Source organism: Pseudonocardia sp. ZF1 (genome assembly GCF_056835605.1).
On the sequence record NZ_JAJNBY010000001.1, the window covers coordinates 2,786,496 to 2,803,286 of the forward strand.

18 protein-coding genes are annotated in these 16,791 nt (G+C 74.5%); 10 read left to right on the top strand and 8 right to left on the bottom strand.

The window, feature by feature from the left end; all coding sequences use genetic code 11:
* Positions 1-53 precede the first annotated feature (53 nt).
* From ZF1_RS13620 to ZF1_RS13630, 3 genes are read left to right on the top strand one after another with little or no spacing between them, the layout of a single operon-like run.
* On the top strand, positions 54-764 hold the full coding sequence (locus ZF1_RS13620) for an IclR family transcriptional regulator (RefSeq protein ID WP_482637431.1): 711 nt from the start codon (positions 54-56) through the stop codon (positions 762-764).
* A 46-nt stretch (positions 765-810) separates the two neighbouring features.
* Complete coding sequence (locus tag ZF1_RS13625) at positions 811-1,908, top strand: baeRF2 domain-containing protein (protein WP_482637432.1); 1,098 nt, start codon at positions 811-813, stop codon at positions 1,906-1,908.
* Between the two features lie 60 nt (positions 1,909-1,968).
* Positions 1,969-2,448: an SRPBCC family protein gene (locus tag ZF1_RS13630; RefSeq protein WP_405417236.1), complete on the top strand. Its 480-nt coding sequence runs from the start codon at positions 1,969-1,971 to the stop codon at positions 2,446-2,448.
* Here ZF1_RS13630 and ZF1_RS13635 read toward each other — a convergent pair.
* Positions 2,445-2,873, bottom strand: coding sequence for a DoxX family protein (locus tag ZF1_RS13635; RefSeq protein WP_251782754.1), 429 nt, complete (start codon positions 2,871-2,873; stop codon positions 2,445-2,447). The two genes, ZF1_RS13630 and ZF1_RS13635, sit on opposite strands and share 4 nt — an antisense overlap.
* A 490-nt stretch (positions 2,874-3,363) precedes the next feature.
* Between ZF1_RS13635 and ZF1_RS13640 the strand changes: the two genes are divergently transcribed.
* The 5 genes from ZF1_RS13640 (at position 3,364) to crcB (ending at position 6,352) form a co-directional block, all read left to right on the top strand.
* The gene (locus ZF1_RS13640) at positions 3,364-3,831 is read left to right on the top strand and encodes a MarR family winged helix-turn-helix transcriptional regulator (RefSeq protein WP_062394777.1); all 468 of its coding nucleotides are present in this window, start codon (positions 3,364-3,366) and stop codon (positions 3,829-3,831) included.
* 85 nt (positions 3,832-3,916) lie between these two features.
* Positions 3,917-4,357: a MarR family winged helix-turn-helix transcriptional regulator gene (locus tag ZF1_RS13645; protein WP_482637433.1), complete on the top strand. Its 441-nt coding sequence runs from the start codon at positions 3,917-3,919 to the stop codon at positions 4,355-4,357.
* Positions 4,354-5,601: an MFS transporter gene (locus ZF1_RS13650; protein WP_405417233.1), complete on the top strand. Its 1,248-nt coding sequence runs from the start codon at positions 4,354-4,356 to the stop codon at positions 5,599-5,601. Before ZF1_RS13645 ends, ZF1_RS13650 begins: the two co-directional genes overlap by 4 nt.
* The gene (locus ZF1_RS13655) at positions 5,598-5,987 is read left to right on the top strand and encodes a fluoride efflux transporter FluC (protein ID WP_405417232.1); all 390 of its coding nucleotides are present in this window, start codon (positions 5,598-5,600) and stop codon (positions 5,985-5,987) included. Before ZF1_RS13650 ends, ZF1_RS13655 begins: the two co-directional genes overlap by 4 nt.
* Positions 5,984-6,352 carry a fluoride efflux transporter CrcB gene (gene crcB, locus ZF1_RS13660; RefSeq protein ID WP_208825434.1) on the top strand — a complete coding sequence of 123 codons (369 nt, stop codon included), beginning with the start codon at positions 5,984-5,986 and terminating at the stop codon, positions 6,350-6,352. Before ZF1_RS13655 ends, crcB begins: the two co-directional genes overlap by 4 nt.
* 21 nt (positions 6,353-6,373) lie before the next feature.
* Here the strand turns inward: crcB and ZF1_RS13665 are convergent, their stop codons facing one another.
* Together ZF1_RS13665 and ZF1_RS13670 are read right to left on the bottom strand one after the other, a co-directional pair.
* Entirely contained in the window at positions 6,374-7,297 is a 924-nt protein-coding gene (locus tag ZF1_RS13665; protein ID WP_482637434.1) for a LysR family transcriptional regulator, read from the bottom strand.
* Positions 7,298-7,324: 27 nt separating this feature from the next.
* Complete coding sequence (locus ZF1_RS13670) at positions 7,325-7,840, bottom strand: mycothiol transferase (protein ID WP_482637435.1); 516 nt, start codon at positions 7,838-7,840, stop codon at positions 7,325-7,327.
* Positions 7,841-7,893: 53 nt separating this feature from the next.
* Here ZF1_RS13670 and ZF1_RS13675 point away from each other — a divergent pair, with 53 nt between their 5' ends.
* The gene (locus tag ZF1_RS13675) at positions 7,894-10,197 is read left to right on the top strand and encodes a molybdopterin-dependent oxidoreductase (RefSeq protein ID WP_405417227.1); all 2,304 of its coding nucleotides are present in this window, start codon (positions 7,894-7,896) and stop codon (positions 10,195-10,197) included.
* Here ZF1_RS13675 and ZF1_RS13680 read toward each other — a convergent pair.
* Complete coding sequence (locus ZF1_RS13680; protein WP_482637436.1) at positions 10,178-11,575, bottom strand: sugar porter family MFS transporter; 1,398 nt, start codon at positions 11,573-11,575, stop codon at positions 10,178-10,180. The genes ZF1_RS13675 and ZF1_RS13680 overlap by 20 nt on opposite strands.
* Before the next feature lie 274 nt (positions 11,576-11,849).
* On the opposite strand from ZF1_RS13680, the gene ZF1_RS13685 reads away from it, so the two are divergent.
* The gene (locus tag ZF1_RS13685; protein ID WP_345647661.1) at positions 11,850-12,902 is read left to right on the top strand and encodes an IS110 family RNA-guided transposase; all 1,053 of its coding nucleotides are present in this window, start codon (positions 11,850-11,852) and stop codon (positions 12,900-12,902) included.
* Positions 12,903-13,027: 125 nt separating this feature from the next.
* Here the strand turns inward: ZF1_RS13685 and ZF1_RS13690 are convergent, their stop codons facing one another.
* The 4 genes from ZF1_RS13690 to ZF1_RS13705 all read right to left on the bottom strand — a co-directional run bounded on the left by ZF1_RS13690 (position 13,028) and on the right by ZF1_RS13705 (position 16,679).
* Complete coding sequence (locus tag ZF1_RS13690; RefSeq protein ID WP_482637437.1) at positions 13,028-14,212, bottom strand: CaiB/BaiF CoA transferase family protein; 1,185 nt, start codon at positions 14,210-14,212, stop codon at positions 13,028-13,030.
* A 50-nt stretch (positions 14,213-14,262) separates the two neighbouring features.
* Positions 14,263-15,531 (bottom strand): HNH endonuclease, encoded by a 1,269-nt coding sequence (locus tag ZF1_RS13695; RefSeq protein ID WP_482637438.1) that lies wholly within the window; start codon positions 15,529-15,531, stop codon positions 14,263-14,265.
* A gap of 86 nt (positions 15,532-15,617) precedes the next feature.
* Positions 15,618-16,265, bottom strand: coding sequence for a hypothetical protein (locus tag ZF1_RS13700; RefSeq protein ID WP_482637439.1), 648 nt, complete (start codon positions 16,263-16,265; stop codon positions 15,618-15,620).
* A 54-nt stretch (positions 16,266-16,319) separates the two neighbouring features.
* On the bottom strand, positions 16,320-16,679 hold the full coding sequence (locus tag ZF1_RS13705) for a YchJ family protein (RefSeq protein ID WP_224402566.1): 360 nt from the start codon (positions 16,677-16,679) through the stop codon (positions 16,320-16,322).
* Positions 16,680-16,791: the final 112 nt, after the last annotated feature.

Consider the following 16,791-nt stretch of genomic DNA (forward strand, 5'->3'; position numbering starts at 1 on the left):
CTCTCCATGAGCATGGCTAACTTTTCTCGCTCCTGCGAGCTAGGCTTACCCATATGCGTAACCACCACCGGACCGTGGACCGGGTGGCCGGTCTGCTGGAGGCCGCCGCCCGCCGGCCCGGCGGCAGCTCCCTGTCGGCGCTGGCCCGCCGCGTCGGCGCCCCGGTGTCCTCGGTGCAGAAGCTCGTCGACGGTCTGGTCGCCACCGGCTACCTCGACGAGCGCGACCGTCGGTACACCCTGGGCCCCGCGCCCTGGATGCTCGCGGCGAGGGCGGGGGAACCACCCGTCCCGGCGATCCCGCACGAGGCGCTCGACCAGCTCGCCCGGCACACCGGGCTGCCGGTGCTGCTCGCCGCCCGGATCGGCGACGACGCCGTCTACCTCGACTGGGCGGGCGCCGACGAGGGTTTCGACGTGGCGCTGTCGGCGCGGGTCCGCGCGCCGCTGCCCGACACCGCGGCCGGCCGGGTCCTGCTCGCCCACCTCGGCCAGGCCCAGCGCAAGCGGGTCGCGCTCGCCGCGCACGAGGGCGATCCCGGCGCCGCCGTCGCGCTCCTCGACACCTGCGCCCGGATCCGTGCCGACGGGTTCGAACGCGGCGCGAGCGGCGCCGTGCTGCCCGGGGCGGTCGCCGTCGCGGTCGCGCTGCGCCACGACGGCCGGGTCACCGGTGCGCTCTCGGCCGCCGACCGCGGGAACGGGCCGCTGCCCGCCGGCGTCGCCGAGGCCCTCGCCGACGCCGCGGGGGCCTGGTCGACCTGACCCGGCGCGACGTTTGCCGCCCGGTGTGCCGGGAAGGCGGCGGGTGATGCGTACCGACTGGATCCGAACCCTGAACGACAGCGACGGTCCCTTCGCGACCGTCGTGCTCGACGCCACGCACGACACCGCCGACGCCACCGAGCAGTACCGCCTGCGCTGGCGCGAGCTGCGGGAGCGCCTGGCCGACGACGGTGCCGACGAGTCGGCACTCACCGTGCTCGACGAGGCCGTGACAGCCGCCGACGCCCCCGACGGCACGGCCGGGCGGGTCCTCGTCGCCGACGCCGCGCGGGTCCTGCTCGACCGGCACACCGAGTTCCCGCCCGAGCGGGGGACCGCGGCCTGGGGTGCGGTCCCGGACCTGCTGGGCGTGCTCGGCGCGGTGGGGGAGGACGTGGCGACGGTCGTCGTCGCGGTCGACCGGACCGGTGGCCGGGTCCGCGGTGTGGACGGCACGGTCTCCGAGGTGTCGACCGACTCGGGCGGCCCGGTCCACAAGGCGAGCACCGCGGGCCCCGGTGAGGGCACCGCGGACGCCCGGGTCGAGGAGACCTGGAAGCGCAACGCCCAGGCCGTCGCCGAGCAGGTCGAGAAGTCCGTCCGGGCCGGCAACGCGGACCTGCTCGTCGTCGTCGGGGACGCGGAGTCCCGGTCCCGCCTGCGCGACGAGCTCCCGCCGGCCTCGGCCGGGATCATGGCCGAGATCGAGAACACCGGCGGCACGCTGCCCGAGCAGGTCGACGACACCGTCCGTGCCGCGGCCGACGAGGTCCGCGAGACCCGCCGCGGCGAGGCCCTCACGAGCTTCGCGACCGCGTCCGGGCGCGGCGACGGGCTGGCCGTCACCGGGCTCGGCGAGGTCACCGGGGCCACCCGCGCGCACGCCGTCGAGAGCCTGCTGGTCGACCCGGCCGCGGTGCCCGGCACCGAACTGGTCGCCGGCTCCGACCCGGCCGCGGTGGGGGAGAAGGCCGACGAGCTCGTCGGCGACACCCCGACGCTGTCCGGTCCGGCCGCGAACGTCCTGGTCCGCGCCGCCGCCGCGACCGGTGCGGCCGTCGTGCTGGTCCACCCCGGCGACGACGTCACGCTCACCGACGGCGTCGGCGCCGTCCTGCGCTTCCCGGTCGGCCCCGCCTCCTGACCGCGCCACCGTCGTGCCCCGTCCCGGCCGGACCGGCCGGGACGGGACATGATCGGGTCCATGAGCGACCAGCGGATCGAGACCTCGCGCATCGTCGACGCGAGCCCGTCCGAGATCTTCGCCGTGCTCCGTGACCCGCGCGGGCACGTGGCCGTCGACAGCTCCGGGATGCTGATGTCGGCCGAGGGCGGGCCGGTCTCGGCGGCCGGGGACACCTTCGTCGTGCACATGGACCGCGAGTCGCTCGGCGACCGCCCGATGGGCCGCTACGACGTCACCGTGCACATCGCGAGCTACGTGCCCGACCGCGAGATCTCCTGGACCATCGTGGGTGTCATGCGCCCGCCGGTCGGCCACGTCTACGGCTACCGGCTGGAGCCGGTCGCCGAGGCCGACGGCGGCGGCACCCGGGTCGTCTCGTGGTGCGACTGGTCCGACATCCACCCGCAGTACCGCGACTCCGACCTGTTCCCGGTGATCTCCGCCGCGTCGCTCAAGGCGACCCTGGGCATCCTCGCCCGGACCGTGCAGACCTCCTAGGCGATACTGCGGCGGCCCCGCCGCAGCAGGGCACCGGAGCCGCACGCCCACAGGGCCCACACCACCAGCAGCGGCTGGAACAGCAACCGGGTCGCGCGGGCGCCGTCGCTGTCGAGGCCGAACGCGTCGGTGCCGGTGACGTACTGCGCCACGTTGCCGGGGAACACCAGCACGAACAGCGCCGCCGCGACCAGCCCCGCGTGCGGGCGCAGCCGGGCCGGTGCGAGGAGGACCGCGGCCCCGACCGCGATCTCGACGAGCCCGGACACGAGCACCACCGCGCCGGGCGCGGGCAGGAACGGTGGCACCTGGGCCAGGAACTCGGCCGGGACGAGCAGGTGGGCGACGCCCGCGGCGACCAGGAACGCGCCCAGCAGGAGCCGGGCGGTGGTGCGGACCGCGTGCACGGTGCCTCCGGACGTCATCGATTCTGGGTATCCGCCCCCGGCCGAACCGGGGGCCGGACGGGGTGCGGACACCCCGGGACCACCCTTGCACGGAGGCCCGACATGACCGCTCCCGAGATCGTCCCGCCACCCGGCCGCCGGCGCTGACGGGCGGTCGCGGTACCGCCGTGGTACCGACCCGCCGTCACCCCGTTGTCGCAGCGGGATACCGGCGACCGGGTCACGGTGCGCGCCGACACTGGGCGCTGCGGGTGAACCGGAGCTGTTTGCGATTGAGGCGCGCACAGTCGGGGAATCCGGGGTGCACAGCAGAACGACACGGACTTCTGCACGGACCGGGCGCTGGGGAGCCTTCCGGTCCGTCGGCCCCGGGTCCGGGGTGCGACTGCTTCGGGGGTGGTTGCGCCCCGGACCCGTTCCTCGACATCCCCGACCTGCGGGCGGCCGCGGCGCGCCCGATCCTGCGGGCTCGGATGAACTCCCGACATCGAGCGCTTACCCTGTGGGAATGACCGAGCCCGGAACCGTTGCGCCGCTGGCGCTCGACGAGCAGCTCTGTTTCGCGCTCCACTCCGCGTCCCGCGCGATGACCGGGTGCTACCGCCCGATCCTCGACTCCATCGGCCTGACCTACAGCCAGTACGCCGTTCTGCTCGTGCTGTGGGCCGAGGAGACGGTGCCCCAGCGGGAGCTCGGCGAGCGGATGTTCCTCGACAGCGGCACGTTGTCGCCGATGCTGACCCGGCTGGAGGGTCACGGGCTGGTCACCCGCGCCCGTCGCCCGGACGACGAGCGCACCGTGCAGGTGTCGCTGACCGAGAAGGGCAAGGCGCTGCGCGAGCAGGCCGCGGCCGCGCAGGACCAGGTCATCAAGGCCACCGGCATGTCGATGGACGAGCTGTTCCGCCTCCGCGACGACCTGCAGCGGCTCGCGTCCCGGCTCCGGTCCGCCGAGCCGGAGGCCGCTCCCGCCTGACCGTCGCGCCGCCCCGTCCGACCGCGGCCGGCGTGGATCGTTGCGCGGGTATATGCTTGCCGACAGGCAAACATATGGAGCGTGCATGAGCGGTCTCGACCCCGACGAGCTGGCGCGGCTGCGCACGGACCTGGCCCGGATCGCCCGGGGCCTGGACCGGGCCACCCGCGGCTCCGACCTCACCCGCAGCGCCCTGTCGGTACTCGGCACCGTCGCCGTCCGCGGCCCGATCGGGATGGGGGAGCTCGCCGCCGTCGAGGGCGTCAACCCCACCATGCTGTCGCGTCTGGCGGGCAAGCTGGAGGCCGCCGGGCTGCTCGTCCGCGACACCGACCCCGACGACGGTCGCGCCGTACGCGTCGCGGTCACCGAGGCCGGTGCTGCCGAGCACCGCCGACGCCGCGAGGAACGCACCCGGCTGCTCGCCGTCCACGTCGACGCCCTGACCTCCGACCACACCGCGCGGCTGCGGGCCGCACTGCCCGCGCTCGACGCGCTCGCCGGGGCCCTGCGGGACGCCCGGTGAGTGCCGGCCCGGACCAGGTGTCCCGCCGGGCGCTCGCCCGCACCTTCGCCGCGCTGTCCGGTCACAACTACCGGCTCTGGATCGGCGGCCAGTCGATCTCGCTGGTCGGTACCTGGATGCAGTCGATCGCCCAGTCCTGGCTGGTGTACGAGCTGACCGGGTCCGCCGCGGTGCTCGGCACCGTCGTCGCCGTGCAGACCGTGCCCACCCTGCTCCTGGGCCCCTACGCCGGGGTGTGGGTGGACCGCCTCGACCGGCGACGGCTGATGGTCGGCCTGCAGACGATGATGGGCCTGCAGGCCGCCGCACTCGCCGTGCTCACCCTCACCGGCACCGTCGCGCTCTGGCACGTCTACGTGCTGGCCGCGGTGCTCGGGCTGAACAAGGCCGTCGAGAACCCGGCCCGGCAGACCTTCGTGCACGAGCTGGTCGGGCCCGAGGACCTGCGCAACGCCGTCACCCTCAACTCGGTCCTGGTCAACGCCGCGCGCGCGGTCGGACCGGCCGTCGCCGGGCTGGTCATCGTCGCGGGCGGGACCGGTATCTGCTTCGCGGTGAACGCGATCAGCTTCGTCGCCGTCGTGACCTCGCTGCTGCGCCTGGACACCTCCGCGCTCATGCCCACCGCTCCGGCACCCCGGGCGCCCGGGCAGCTGCGTGAGGGGTTCACCCACGTGCGCGACAACCCCGAGCTACGGGTGCCGCTGGTGATGATGGCGCTGATCGGATGCCTGGCCTACGAGTTCCCGGTGGTGCTGCCGGTGGTGGCCTCGCAGACCTTCGGCGGCGACGCGGCCACCTACGGCTGGCTCACCGGCGCGATGGGCGTCGGGGCGGTCGTCGGGGGGCTCGTCGTCGCCGGGAACGGACGGACCGGGGTGCCGATGCTGGTGCGGACCGCGCTGCTGTTCGGCCTGGTCCTGGGCCTGGCCGCGGTCGCGCCGTCGCTGTGGGTCGCGCTGGTCGCGATGGGGCTGGTCGGGATGGCCAGCGTCGCGTTCATGGCCGGCGGCAACTCGACGCTGCAGCTGGCGTCGGCCCCGCACATGCGGGGCCGGGTGATGGCGCTGTGGTCGGTGGCCTTCCTCGGGTCCACCCCGATCGGCGGTCCGGTCGCCGGCTGGGTCAGCGAGCAGTGGGGCGGTCGCGGCGGGCTCGCCCTGGGTGCGGCGGCCTGCCTGGTCGCGGCCGCGATCGGCCTGCCCACGGCGCGCCGCGCCGCCCGGGCGGAGGCCGCCGGGTGAGCACGCCCGGCCGGCCCGCGGTGCTCGCGGTGGTCGCCGCCGGCGGGGTGGTGGGCGCCGAGGCGCGCTGGCTGCTCGGGCTCGTCGGCCCGCCCGCCCCGTGGACGACGCTGCTCATCAACGTCACCGGCTGCCTGTTGATGGGGGTGCTGATGGTGCTGGTCACCGAGCGGTTCCGGGCCCACCCGCTCGTCCGCCCGGCGCTGGGCGTCGGGGTGCTCGGCGGCTACACGACGTTCTCCACCTACGCCGTCGACGTCGCCGCGCCGGCGTTCGGCTCGCCGGGGTCGACGGCGCTGATGGTCGGCACCCCGGTGCTCGCCGTCGCCGCGACGGCGCTCGGCGCGGCGCTGACCCGCGCGTTCGCCGGGGACGCAGCCCGGTGACGGCGCTGCTCGTCGCCCTCGGTGCGGCCGTCGGGGCGCCGCTGCGCTACCTCGTCGACACCGCGGTGAAGGCACGCACGCCCTCGGCGTTCCCGTGGGGCACCTGGGTGATCAACGTGGCCGGGTCCTTCGTGCTCGGCGGCGTGGTGGCGCTGACCCCGCTGTTCGGGCCGGGGTTCGCCGCGCTGCTCGGCACCGGGTTCTGCGGGGCGTTCACCACTTACAGCACCTTCGGCTGGGAGACGCTGTCGCTGCTCGAACGCGGCCGCACCGCGCTCGCCGTGGGCTACGCGGCGGCGAGCGCGGTCGTCGGCGTCGCGGCCGCACTCGCCGGGCACGCGCTGCTCACCGTCGTCGCCGGCTGAACCGGGTCGGGTCCGGCCGGGTCAGCGGATCCGGCCGCCGGTGGCGACCCGCAGCAGGTCACGGGCGGTGCCGCGGGGCGAGGTGCCCTCCCGCCAGACGGCGCGGAACTCCCGGGTCAGGTCCAGACCGCGGACGTCGACGACGACCAGCGACCCGGCCGCGACGTCGGCGCCGACCACCGCCCGCCCCAGCACCGCGGGGCCCTCACCGGCGCGGACCGCCGCACGCAGGGCGGCGTCCGCGGCGTACTCGCGCCGCGGCGGCACGGGCTCACCGGCACCGGCGGCGTCGAGCACGGCGTCCAGCGCGGGCCGGGCCCCGGCACCCGGCGGACGGGTGAGCAGCGGGGTGCGGGCCAGCTGTGCGGCGTCGACGCCCTCGGACCCGGCCCACGGGTGGCCGGGGGCGACGACGAGCACCAGCGGGTCCGATCCCACCGTCGCCGCGTGCAGGTCCTCCAGCGGGCCGGGCGTGGACACCACACCGACCGCCGCGTCACCGGACCGGACCGCCGCCGCCGGATCCGGCGTGTCGCGCAGCACGACCCGCCCGCCCGGACCGTCGCGCAGCTCGACCAGCCAGGCCTGCAGCAGACACTCCGCGACTACCGGGTTCGCGGCCAGGACGACGGTGTCCTCCCCGGCCGGCTCGTCGCGCAGCGCCGCGACCGCGACGTCCAGGTCGGACGCGGCTGCCAGCAGCGGGCCCGCCCACTCCACGAGCAGGACCCCGCGGGTGGTGAGCCTGCTGGACCGCCGCCCCCGGCGTGCACGTTCGAGCACCGGGCCCCCGGCCTGCTGCTCGGCGGCCCGGATCCGCGCGGACGCGGCCTGCACCGTCAGCCCGAGCCCCTCGGCCGCGGCGGACATGCTCCCGGTGCAGGCGATGTCACGGAGCAGGGCGAGAGCGGTCAGGTCGGGGACGCGTGCGGGTGCGGTGGCCATCGGGACCAGCCTAGGTGGCGGGCGGGGTCACACTCCGAGCAGCCCGCGCAGGTAGGCCGCCTGGCCGGCGTGCTGGAGGTCGTCGCCGACCACGCTGACCAGGCGTTCGCCGAGGGTCACGTTCTCCCCCCAGGTGGGCGGCAGGACGCGGGAGAGGTCGTCGTCGGCGAGGCCCGCGAGGTGTCCGACGGTGCGCTCGTGCACCGCCGCGCCGTAGCCGGCCAGCAGGTCCGCGGTCGTGCGCACGGCGTCGACCTGCGACGACGTGTGCCCGAACCCGGTGTCGGCGACGTCGAGGTCCAGTCCGAAGCGCTGCGCCCAGCCCTCGCCGGTCCAGACCTGGTCGGACCCGAACGCCTCGGCGACGTGGTCGTCCTGCACCCGCAGCAGGTGCCACACCAGCCAGCCGATCGGGTTGCCGGGGCCGTCCGCACCCTCCGGGCGGCGGGCGAGGTCGGCCTCGGACAGGCCGTCCACCACCTCGCGCACGAGCTCGTCGATCCGGCCGAGGTGGTCGGTCAGCAGTTCCGCGGTCGTCGTCATGGGGTGGGCTTTCCCGTATGCGGGCCCCGGCATGCGGGTTACGGTGGTCGGCGGTGACCGAGAACGTGAGGACCCACAGCGCGCACTGGGGCGTGTTCCACGCCCGCTGGGACGGCAGCAGGCTGCGGGTCCGCCCGCACCCGGGCGACCCGGACCCGTCCCCGGTGCTGGACAACATCCCCGCGGCCGTCGGGCACGCCGCCCGGGTCGCCGCGCCCGCGGTGCGCCGCGGCTGGTGGGACCGCGGCCCGGGCCGTGACCCCGGTCGTGGGCGCGACGGCTACCGCACCGTGTCCTGGGACGCCGTGCTCGACCGGCTCGCCGAGGAGACCCACCGGGTCCGCTCCACCCACGGCGACGAGGCCGTCTACGGCGGCTCCTACGGCTGGGCGTCGGCCGGTCGCTTCCACCACGCCCAGGGCCAGCTGCACCGGTTCCTCGCGCTGACCGGGGGCTACACCCGCTCGGTCAACACCTACTCCGGCGGCGCCGCCGAGGTGGTCCTGCCGCACGTGCTGGGCACCTTCGACGCGGTGACCCGCTACGCGGTGACCTGGGACCAGGTCGCGGCGCACACCGACACCGTCGTCGCGTTCGGCGGGATGGCGCTGAAGAACTCCGCGATCGCCGCGGGCGGGGTCAGCCGGCACGTCGAGCGCGGGGCCATGCGCGCCGCCCGCGACCGGGGCGCGGTGTTCGTGCTGGTCAGCCCGCTGCGTCCGGACCTGCCGGAGGAGGTCGACGCCACCTGGCTGCCGATCCGGCCCGGCACCGACGTCGCGCTGATGCTGGCGCTCATGCACACCGTCGTGGAGGCGGGGCGGGCCGACACCGACTTCCTCGCCTCGCACTGCGACGGCTGGGACCGGCTGCGCGAGTACCTGTTCGCCGCCCCGGCGCGCGACGCCGGATGGGCCGAGGGCGTCACCGGCATTCCCGCGGCGACGATCCGCGAGCTGGCCTGGCGGATCGCGCACGGCCGCACCCTGGTGACCGTCGCGCAGTCGCTGCAGCGCGCCGAGCACGGCGAGCAGCCGGTCTGGGGCGGGACGGCGCTCGCCGCGGTGCTCGGCCAGATCGGCCTGCCCGGCGGCGGCTTCAACTACGGCCTCGGGTCCCTCGGGCACTACGGGCGCCCGCGCAACGCGGTGCCGGTGCCCACGTTCTCCCGGGCGCCGAACCCGGTGACCTCGTTCATCCCGGTCGCGCGGGTCGCGGACATGCTGCTGCACCCGGGGGAGACCTACTCCTACCAGGGCGTCGAGCACACCTACCCGCACGTGCGGATGGCCTGGTGGGCCGGCGGCAACCCGTTCCACCACCACCAGGACCTGCGCCGGATGCGGCGCGCGGTCGCCGAGCTGGACACGTTCGTCGTCCACGACCCGATGTGGACGGCCACCGCGCGGCACGCCGACGTCGTGCTGCCGTCCACGACGACCCTCGAACGCGACGACATCGGCGCCACCAGCTCCGACCCGCTCGTCGTCGCGATGAAGCAGCTGGTGCCCCGGCACGGGGAGGCCCGCGACGACTACGACGTGCTCGCCGACCTGGCCGTGCGGCTCGGGCACGGCGAGGCCTTCACCGAGGGCCGGACGTCGCACGAGTGGCTGGTCCACATGTACGACCGCACCCGCAAGGGCCTGGCCGACCGCGGGCTCGACGCGCCGTCGTTCGAGGAGTTCTGGGAGCGCGGCGAGCTGGAGCTGCCCCAGCGCCCCGACGACGGCGGGGTGCTGGCCCGCTTCCGCGCCGACCCCGTCGCGCACCCGCTGCCGACGGCCTCCGGCCGCGTCCAGGTCGGGTCCGGCCCGATCGCCGCGCTCGGGCTGCCCGACCACCCCGGTCACCCGGCGTGGATCGAGCCGACCGAGGTCCCCGACGACCGGCATCCGTTCTGGCTGGTCTCCAACCAGCCGGCGACCCGGCTGCACTCCCAGCTCGACTTCGGCGCCCACTCGGCCGGGTCGAAACGCTCCGGGCGCGAGGTCGTGCGCATCCACCCCGACGACGCCGCCCGGCTCGGCATCGGCGACGGCGATGTCGTCCGCCTCCACAACGACCGGGGCGCCTGCCTGGCCGCGGCGCGGGTCACCGACGACATCCGGCCCGGCGTGCTCCAGCTGCCGACCGGGGCGTGGTGGGACCCGCGCCCCGACCCGGACCGTCCCGAGCTCGGCGACGACGGTCTCTGCGTGCACGGCAACCCGAACGCCGTGACCCGCGACCGGGGGACGTCGGGCTTCGCGCAGGGGTGCAGCGGTCAGCTGTGCGCGGTCGCGGTGGAGCCGTACCGCCACGAGGCCCCGGAGGTCACCGCGCACACCCCGCCGGTCACACCGGCTTCGCCGTGACCGGCTGGGCCAGGTCCCGCTCGATCTCCTCCAGGCTGCGGCCCTTCGTCTCGGGCAGCAGCCGGGTCGCGTAGACGTAGGCGGCCGCCGTCGTCACCGCGAAGAACAGGAAGTTCCAGCCCGCGCCGAACGCCTCGAGCAGCGACGGGAACAGCAGCGCGACGGTCATGTTGAACAGCCAGTTGAACGTCACACAGAACGCGACCGCGCCGGCGCGGACCCGCAGCGGGAACAGCTCCGGCAGCAGCACCCACTGCACCGGGCCCCAGGAGATCGAGAACGAGGCGATGTAGACGACGATCCCGGCCAGCGTCAGGCCGAGCAGCAGCGGTCCCTGCTCCAGCCCGACCAGGTTGGTGACGGCCAGGACGATCATCGCCAGGCACATGCCGACCGCGCCCCAGCGCAGCAGCGGGCGTCGCCCGGCGCGGTCGATCAGCCACATCCCGGGCAGCGTCATCAGCATGTTCACCGCGCCGATGCCCACGTTGGCGCCGATCGCGCCGGTCGCCCCGAAGCCGACGTCGGTGAGCAGGGTCGGCGCGTAGTAGATGATCGTGTTGATGCCGACGAAGTTCTGGAAGAAGACCAGCAGCATCCCGATGAGGGTCAGCCGCCGCAGCCGCGGGGAGAACAGCGTCCCGATCGCGACCTTCTCGGTGTTCTCCCGCTCGACGCGCACGCTCTCCCGGATCTCCGACAGCTCGGCCTCGGCCGCCTCCGGGGTGCCGCGCAGCCGCTCCAGGACGACCCGCGCGTCCTCCTCACCGCCGTCGGGCTTCTGCGCGACCAGCCAGCGGGGGCTCTCCGGCTGGGTGTAGATGCCGATGGCGAGGATGACCGCGGGGATCACGCCGAGACCGATCATCCAGCGCCAGTCCCGGGACTCGGCGAAGGCGAAGTCGGTGACGTAGGCCAGGAAGATCCCGACGGTCACCAGCAGCTGCATCAGCGACGTCAGCCGTCCGCGGATGCGGGCCGGGGCCAGCTCGGACAGGTACATCGGCACGACCACCGACACGATGCCGACGCCGACGCCCATCACGAACCGGAACCCGACGAGCATCGCGACGTTCACCCCGAGGGCGGCGCCGAGCGTGCCGATGACGAACACGATCCCGCCGAGCAGGATCAGCAGCCGCCGGCCGAGGGTGTCGGCGAGCTTGCCGGAGACGCCCGCCCCGAGCATCGCGCCGACCAGCAGCCCGGACACCACCGCGCCCTGTTCCAGCGACGACAGCGGGATGTCGTCGGGGATGAACAGGATCGCCCCGGAGATGACGCCCGTGTCGTACCCCCACAGGATCCCGCCGAGTGCCCCGAAGAACCAGATCGCCCACTGCGACGGCCGCTTCGCCGTCTGTGCCCCCGAACTCATCTGTGAGTGTCGTATCGGTGCTCCTGGGAGGAGGACCACCAGGATCGGTGCCGGTGACCCAGCGTGACTCCGAACTCATCTGGCCGCTTCGGTGTGCCTTCGTGCCGACGTGTCCGCTGTGGTTGCCGGCACCGGCCTGGCCCACCAGGTTGGCCTGATCAGAAGCCTGTCCGCCCTGCGGCGTGACCCGTCACAGATGTGCCACTCGGTGACTCCACCCAGGCCGGTGCCGACCCGTGACCCGCTCCCTGCAGGAAGGACCGAGCCGGTGCCCATGCTGGCAGAAATGGTCGACGCCGTCGTCGGTGTCGACACCCACCGCGACACCCACGAGGTGGAGATCGCCCTCCCGACCGGGACCCCGGTCGCCACCTGCCAGATCAGCAACGACAGCACCGGCTACGCCGAGCTGCTCGCCTGGATCGTCGACCACTCGCCCGGCCCACGACTGGCCGTGTCGATCGAAGGAACCCGCAGCTACGGACTCGGACTGGCCCGCGCTGTGGCCGCAGCCGGACTGACAGTCATCGAGTGCGAACAGCCCAACCGCAAAGCCCGCCGGGGCAAAGGCAAATCCGACCCGATCGACGCGCACCTGGCGGTGCTGACCGCGCTACAGCTCAACGCCGACCAGCTCCCGACCCCGCGCGCCGACGGCGATCGCGAGGCGCTGCGGATCCTGCTCGGCGCCCGCCACGACCTCACCAGCAGCCACACCGCGCAGACCAACCGGCTCCGCGCGCTGCTGCTCGGCGGTGACGACACCGACCGACGCGCCGCCCGCGCCAGGCTCACCGACACCGTTCTGGCCGGGCTGGCCAGGCGCAGGAGCCCCCGAGATGCCGACCGGGCCCAGGCCGTGCGCCACGGTGAGCTGCGCCGTCTCGCGGTCGCGGTCCGCGAGGGCGCCCGCGCGCTCAACGCCAACCGCGCCCAGCTCCACGCCATCGTCGATGACCTCGTCCCCGGGCTGACCGAGCGCCGCGGTGTCGGCCCGGTCAGCGCCGCCCAGGCGATCGTGTCCTTCTCCCACCCCGGCCGGTGCCGCAACGACGCCGCGTTCGCCGCGCTCGCCGGCACCAGCCCACTCGAGGCCAGCAGCGGACGCACCAAGCGACACCGGCTCAACCGCGGCGGTGACCGGGCGCTCAACCGCGCCGTCCACACCATCGCCCTCACCAGGATGCGCTGCTGCGAGCGCACCCGCGCCTACGTCGAGCGGCGCACCGCCGAAGGCAAGTCCCCCCGCGAGATCCGCCGCTGCCTCAAGCGCTACATCACCCGTGAGCTCTACAGAACCCTCGCCGCAACCATGATCCCTACCTGAGGTCTTGACAGACATAGAAGCGTCGGCCGATCCTCCGGTGGCCCGTTACGGCCCGCAACAGGAGACGTCAGGCGGCGTGTCGTGAGGCGTCGAGCCGGCGGCATGTCGCCGTAGATCGTCTGGAACTATCCGTTCCGGTCGAGCCAGGCCCGGACCTCGGCGGAGTCGGCGCCCAGTGGCGGGGGAGAGCGGCGGTAGGACGGTGGGGTGGCCGACCAGGTGACCGGGTTGCGGACGGTCGGGACGGCGGCGGCGTCGTCGGCCCGGACGACCGGGTCGAGGCCGAGCTCCTCGGCGAGGGCGACACCGCCGTCGACGGTGTTGATCGGGCCGCAGGGCACGCCTGCGGCGGTGATCGCGTCGTACCACTCCTGGGCGGTGCGGGTGGCGAGGCGGGCGCGCAGCCGCTGCTCGATCTCCTCCCGGTGGCCGATCCGGTCGGACATGCTCGCGAAGCGCGGGTCCTCGGCCATGGCCGGGTCGCCGAGGACGGTCGCGAGCTTGCGGAACTGGCCGTCGTTGCCGGCGATGACGATGAGGTCGCCGTCCGCGGTGGGCATCGGCTGGTACGGGAAGACGCTGGGATGGGCGTTGCCCATCCGGCGGCCGACCGCGCCCGCGGCGACGTAGGCCTCGGTCTGGTTGACCAGGGTGGACATCGCGACCGACAGCAGGTTGGTCTCCAGCAGCTGGCCCTGCCCGGTCCGCTCGCGGTGCCGCAGCGCCGCGCCGACCGCGAGTGCGGCGTGGAGCCCGGTCAGGACGTCGAACACCGCGACCCCGGCGCGGAACGGCGGCCCGTCGACGTCGCCGGTCAGGCTCATCAGCCCGGACACCGCCTGGACGAGCAGGTCGTAGCCGGCCAGGTGGGCGCCGCCGCGGGCGCCGAACCCGGTGATCGAGCAGTACAGGACCCCGGGGTTGCCGGCCGAGACGCTGTCGTGGTCCAGCCCGAACCGCGCCGCGCCGCCCGGCCGGAAGTTCTCGACGACGACGTCGGCCCGCCGCGCCAGCTCGCGTGCCGCCGCGAGGTCGCCCGGATCGGTCAGGTCGAGCACCACGGACCGCTTGTTCCGGTTGATCGACAGGTAGTAGGTGGAGATGTCACCGTGCTCGGGGTCGCTGACCACCGGTGGCTTCCAGGTGCGGGTGTCGTCGCCGCCCGGACCCTCGACCTTGATCACCGTCGCGCCGAGGTCGGCCAGCATCATCGTGGCGTAGGGCCCGGCGAGGACGCGGGAGAAGTCGGCGACCAGAACGCCGTCCAGCGGTCCGCCGGTGGGGTCGTCGCCGAGCGGGGAATGATCCACGTCCCGGCACGCTAGCCGCGTCGCCGCACCGGCGACAGTCGCGAGGCGGCTCACGGTGGGTCGGGTGCGAGGTAGGTGTGTCCGGTGGGGGTGGTGGTCGTGACCCCGGCGGGTCCACGGGCGACGTGCCAGCCGGGTTGTTCGCGGACGTGGTTGTGGAACTCGCACACCCCGCGCCCGTTGTCCAGCTCGGTGCGGCCACCGTCGGCGGTGCGGTGGATGTGGTCGAGGTGGCGGATCGGTGCGTCGCAGTAGGGCTCGGTGCACCGGTTCTGCGCCCGGGCCCTCACCAGGGTGGCGAGCAGGCCGGTGAAGGTGCGTCGGCGGGAGTCGCCGCCGATGACCAGGCCGTGGTCGGTGAGCAGCCGGCGCAGCGCCTTCGTCCCGTCGGAGGTGGCGAGCAGATCGGCCGGGACGGGCCCGAGGCCGGGGATCTCCGCGGGGAGCGGGGAGGTGGGGTCGAGCAGGGCCTGGACCGGGACGGTGACCTGGACCTCGAGGTTCACCGCGGTGGCGGTGGTCTGTCCGGTGACGCGTTCGACGAGGGTGTCGGCGAGGACCTGTCCGCGGGTGCGGGTCAGCGGCGCGGGGTCGACCTGGACCTCGACGAAGGCTTTCTGGAGGGCGGCGAGGCAGGCGGCGCCCTGTTCGGCCGGCACGTAGGCGGTCAGGTAGCTCATCGCGTCCGGCGCCGGCCGCAGCGTGACCCGGCGTTCGGCTCGGGCGGTGTGGACGCGGGCGCGGAACAGGTCGGGGGCGATCTCGGCGACCAGCCGGCGGGTCATCGCGCGGAGCCGTCCGATGCCCAGGCGGGGCAGGTCGTGCAGGGCGAGACGGGCGTCGACCTGTCTGCGGCGACGGGTGTCGAGATCACGGCACTCGACGGCGATCGCGGAGACCTTCGCGGCGCTGAGCTGCCCGGCTATGTGCAGGTCCCGGACACGCCCGAACCCGGCGTACAGGTCCCGGGCGTTCGCCACGCGGGTGCGGGCCTCGGCCGTGGAGACGCGGCAGGCGAGCTGGACCTGGGCGACCACACTGCGACGGAGCCCGTCGGCGTCGGCGCGGTCGTCGGTGAGCCTGTTCTCGACGTGTGCCTGGGCGAACGCCCGGATGCGCGTCGCCTGGAGCGCGGCGAGGGACGACTGCAGGGACTCGATCTGCCGGATCTGGTCGATCAGGTCGGCCTCGGAGAGCACGGAGACGTCGTCGTCGACGACCTGGTCGATTAGGAGCCGCAGCAGCGCGAGCTCACCGGACGCGAACCCGCGCCCGTCCACGCCGGGGGCGTGGACGGGAGGCTCGTGGGTCACAGTCACGCCACCGAGTATAATCGAACACACGTTCGATACAAGTTCAGTCGCCGCAGGTGGAGGGCCGTTCGCCGTCCCCGGTATCCCGGACCTCAGCTCCGGGCGGCGTCGCGGGCCACCGCGTCGGCCAGCCGCGCTGCCACGGCGGAGGCACCGATCGGCTCGGCCTGGGCGTTCACGACCGTCACGTCATCGCGCCCCGAGGTGTAGTGGCGCCCCGTCCAGCGCACCCCACGCGGTGTCCGCAGCTCCCGGACGTTGCCGGTGCCGTACGTGTCGACGAGGCGCTTCAATCCCATCGCGTCGGCCGTTCCGGGCATCTCGACCGCGGCGACGGCCACCACCACCCGCGCGCCACCCTCCCGTACCTCGAACGACGCCCGGCCGACCCCGACACACGGGGTCCCGACGAAGAAGTCGCGCACGCGACCGTAGGACACGGACCCGCAGTCGGTCCGGACGTCGCCGTCGAGGCGATGCACCTCCCGCCCCGCGCGGGACAGCCGTCGTGCCGTCCCGTCCTGGCTGCGGTTCTTCGCCCGGACGCTCCGCGAGGCCGATGCGCCGGACCCCGAGGAGCCTGCCGCGGCCGACGAACCCGACCCGGCGAACCCGCCGGCGGCGCCGCCGCCCAGGCCGCCGCCGGACACGGCAAGCCATAGGGCCAGCAGCAACGCGCCGACGCCCGTGCTCGCCTTCACGAACCGCCCGTCCGGGCCGCGCTCCTTGTGCCGTGCCAACCGTCCCCCACCCGTGAGTCCACGCGGAGTCGTCGCCGGGGGACGGGGTGTTACCTACTCCACGTCCCCGTCGACGTAGAACCACCGCCCGTCCTCCCGGACGAACCGGCTGCGCTCGGCCAGCACCCCGTCCGTCCGATGGGCCCGGAACTCGACGGTCCCGTCGGCGGAGAACATCGTCCCGCCCGAGCGCGCCACGATCTCCAGCCCCGTCCACACCGACCCCGGCTCCAGCCGCAACCGTCGCGGCCGCGTCGACGGGTGCCACGACGCCAGCAGGTACGCACGGTCGCCCCGCACGAAGGCGGTGTAGCGGCTGCGCATCAGCGCCTCCGCCGTGGCGGCGGGGCGCCCGGCGAGCACGGGGGCGCAGCAGGTGTCCTCGGGGCGGCCGGTACCGCAGGGGCAGAGCACGGTCGTCGAGCATGCACCATCCGGCACGTGTGAGGTGCCCGACCGACCCGAAGGGGACAGTTGACCACCTCTGCGGACGTGTGGTCGTCTCATCCGTCGCCGTGCCGTGTAC

Coding starts and splice junctions, on each gene's coding strand:
- ZF1_RS13635 (WP_251782754.1), bottom strand. CDS start 2,873: ATGACGTCCGGAGGCACCGTGCACGCGGTCCGCACCACCGCCCGGCTC.
- ZF1_RS13685 (WP_345647661.1), top strand. CDS start 11,850: ATGCTGGCAGAAATGGTCGACGCCGTCGTCGGTGTCGACACCCACCGC.
- ZF1_RS13665 (WP_482637434.1), bottom strand. CDS start 7,297: ATGGCCACCGCACCCGCACGCGTCCCCGACCTGACCGCTCTCGCCCTG.
- ZF1_RS13630 (WP_405417236.1), top strand. CDS start 1,969: ATGAGCGACCAGCGGATCGAGACCTCGCGCATCGTCGACGCGAGCCCG.
- ZF1_RS13640 (WP_062394777.1), top strand. CDS start 3,364: ATGACCGAGCCCGGAACCGTTGCGCCGCTGGCGCTCGACGAGCAGCTC.
- ZF1_RS13680 (WP_482637436.1), bottom strand. CDS start 11,575: ATGAGTTCGGGGGCACAGACGGCGAAGCGGCCGTCGCAGTGGGCGATC.
- ZF1_RS13625 (WP_482637432.1), top strand. CDS start 811: ATGCGTACCGACTGGATCCGAACCCTGAACGACAGCGACGGTCCCTTC.
- ZF1_RS13645 (WP_482637433.1), top strand. CDS start 3,917: ATGAGCGGTCTCGACCCCGACGAGCTGGCGCGGCTGCGCACGGACCTG.
- ZF1_RS13620 (WP_482637431.1), top strand. CDS start 54: ATGCGTAACCACCACCGGACCGTGGACCGGGTGGCCGGTCTGCTGGAG.
- ZF1_RS13670 (WP_482637435.1), bottom strand. CDS start 7,840: ATGACGACGACCGCGGAACTGCTGACCGACCACCTCGGCCGGATCGAC.